The organism is Kitasatospora sp. NPDC093558, assembly GCF_040683475.1.
Lineage (GTDB): Bacteria > Actinomycetota > Actinomycetes > Streptomycetales > Streptomycetaceae > Kitasatospora.
The window spans coordinates 1-2745 of sequence record NZ_JBFBDY010000753.1 but is presented as its reverse complement, the minus strand read 5'-3'; the positions used below and the strand labels follow the sequence as shown (position 1 = coordinate 2745).

General features: G+C 69.7%; 1 protein-coding gene and 1 pseudogene. One reads left to right on the top strand and one right to left on the bottom strand.

What is annotated here, in order from left to right; all coding sequences use genetic code 11:
* A pseudogene (locus tag AB0O00_RS34720) lies at positions 1-547 on the bottom strand (tRNA (adenosine(37)-N6)-threonylcarbamoyltransferase complex transferase subunit TsaD); the annotation flags it as partial.
* A 746-nt stretch (positions 548-1293) separates the two neighbouring features.
* Between AB0O00_RS34720 and AB0O00_RS34715 the strand changes: the two are divergent.
* The coding region (locus AB0O00_RS34715) for a hypothetical protein (protein ID WP_363658653.1) at positions 1294-2745 on the top strand (1452 nt) is incomplete at its 3' end.

Below are 2745 nucleotides of genomic sequence, written 5' to 3'. Positions count from 1 at the left end.
GGTAGGGCAGGCCGAGGATGCGGGCGACCTTGTCGAAGCACTCGCCGGCCGCGTCGTCCAGGGTGTCACCGAGGTGGACGATCGGGTCGCGGGCGAGGTCGCGCACGAGCAGCAGCGAGGTGTGCCCGCCGGAGACGATGAGCACGATGCACGGGTTGGGCAGCGGCCCGCCGTCGAGTGTTGCGGCGGCGACGTGCCCGGCGAGGTGGTGCACCCCGTACAGCGGGATGCCGAGCGAGAACGCGTAGCTCTTCGCCGCCGCGACCCCCACCTGGAGCGCACCGGACAGACCGGGCCCGGCGGTGACCGCGACGGCGCCGACGTCGGCAAGGGTGAGTCCGGCGCGGTCGAGGGCCTCGCCCACCACCGGTGCCATGGCGTGGACGTGTGCGCGGGCGGCGATCTCCGGTACCACCCCGCCGTATCGGGCGTGCTCGTCCATGCTGGACGCCACCGCTTGCCCGAGCAGGACACCGTCCCTGACCAGTCCCGCGCCGGTCTCGTCGCAGGACGACTCGATCCCCAGCACCACCGGCGATCCCGCCATGTCACAACCCTTCTTGCACAGATTTTCATCTGCATACTATGTGCAATAAGTGCCTGGATCGGCAGCCGGCCCCGGCGGTCTCTGCCGGGCCGTCACGGGCGGCGGTCGCGTGCAGCGAGAACGGTGTCGTCCTGGGCCATCGGTACGCCGATCGATGCAACCGGTCCGGACGCTCGGAGCGGCTAGTTCGCGGCCGTGAGGGCGCGTCCCGGACTGTGGCCTGCGGTCATCGACACCACACCGCCCCCCTGACCGTCCCCGCCACCCCGGTGCCGGTGGACGCCACCGGCCCGGACGGCGCCACCGTCACCGGCTGCCCCGTGTCGGCGAGGCGTGTCTCGGCAACTTCGACGTCGTCTGACCGGATGGCGTGCAGGATCTCCCGACCTGTACGGCTGGTGAGGTGACGTGCGTCACGTCGGCATCGTCAACGCCCGTTCTTCGCTCGCGCATTGTCGTGATGGGCCGGGCTGAGTTCCTGGTCGAGCGGCCTCGGGCGGGGCGCACTGGTCGAGACCTCCATACACGGAAAATACAGTTGTCATCCACTTGAACTCAGCGAACGTTCAGGAATCTTGACCCTCCGTGCGCGACGGCAATAGCGTCGCGCAGCGATGGCAGCCGGTCGCTCCGGTGTCGTCGTCCGAGGGCTGCCGAACACGCCTGATCGACCCGTCGGTGGCTGCCGCTCAACTGCTCCTCCCCGCACATCGGTTGGCCGTCGACGCCCATCGATCGGGTGCGTCGTGCCCACTTCCCCCACCTGGGCCGCCAGGCCCCCACCCCCACAAGGGAATTGCCGTGACCAGGCCCACCTGCGGCGAATACTCGCCGCGAGCTCCGTCCTGGCCCTGACCGCCTTCCCCTCCCTCGTCGGCACCACCGCCGCGCACGCCGCGCCGGTTGCCGCCGCAGCCGCGTCGGCCAAGCCCGCCGAGTCCGGCCCCGCCGTGAAGCATGACGCCTCCAAGCCACTGCGGGACATCCCGGGCAAGGCGGTCGGCAACCCGCACAAGGACCACAAGGACGACGGGCCGGAGGAGCAGCTGCCTCACCCGCCGCTGAGCAGTGTGCCCGACCCGGTGGTGCAGGGGACCGCGACCCCGTCGCTCGCGCCCAGCAACAACAGCTTCGACGGCATTGGCGTCGGCTTCACCGGCCCGTCCGGCACGTTCTCGTTCTCCGGCACGCCGTCGGACGACAACGCGGCGGTCTCCACCACGCAGATCGTGCAGACCGTCAACACCCAGCTGGCGGTGTTCAACAAGTCCGGCAGCGCGCTGTACGGCCCGGTCAACATCAACACCCTGTTCACCGGCTTCGGCGGCTCCTGTGAGAGCACCAACGATGGTGACCCGGTGGTCCGCTACGACCGCGCCGCGGACCGTTGGGTGATCAGCCAGTTCGCCAACGTGCGCTCCACCTCCGGCCCGTACTACGAGTGCGTGGCGGTCTCCCAGACCAACGACGCCACCGGCGCGTACTACCGGTACGCCTTCCAGTACGACTCCTTCCCCGACTACCCGAAGATGTCGGTGTGGCCGGACGCGTACTACACGACCTTCAACATGTTCCCGAACAACAGCTTCAACGGGGCCAAGGTCTGCGCGTACGACCGCAATTCGATGCTGAGCGGCGGTGCCGCCACCCAGCAGTGCTTCGACACCAGCTCCACGTACGGCGGCCTGCTCGGCGCCGACCTGGACAGCACCACCCAGCCGCCGGCCGGTGAGCCCGAGCTCGTCCTCGGCATGGGCACCACCAACACCTCGCTGGCGACCTGGAAGTTCCACGTCGACTGGGCCACCCCGGCGAACACCACCTTCACCGGCCCTGGCAGCCTCACCGTCGCCAACTACAGCCCGCTGTGCGGCAGCACCGGCACCTGCATCCCGCAGACCGGCACCACCCAGCAGCTCGACTCGCTCGGCGACCGGATGATGTTCCGCCTCGCCTACCGCAACTTCGGCGACCACGAGTCCTACGTTGTCGACCACTCCGTGGCCGCCGGCACCTCGGGCGGCGTGCGCTGGTACGAGCTGCGCCCGAACGCCGCCGGCGACCCGACGGTGTACCAGCAGGGCACGTACGCGCCGGACTCCAAGTACCGCTGGATGGGCTCGATCGCCCAGGACAAGAGCGGCAACATCGGCCTCGGCTTCTCCGTCTCCTCCAGCTCCACCCACCCCGGCCTGCAC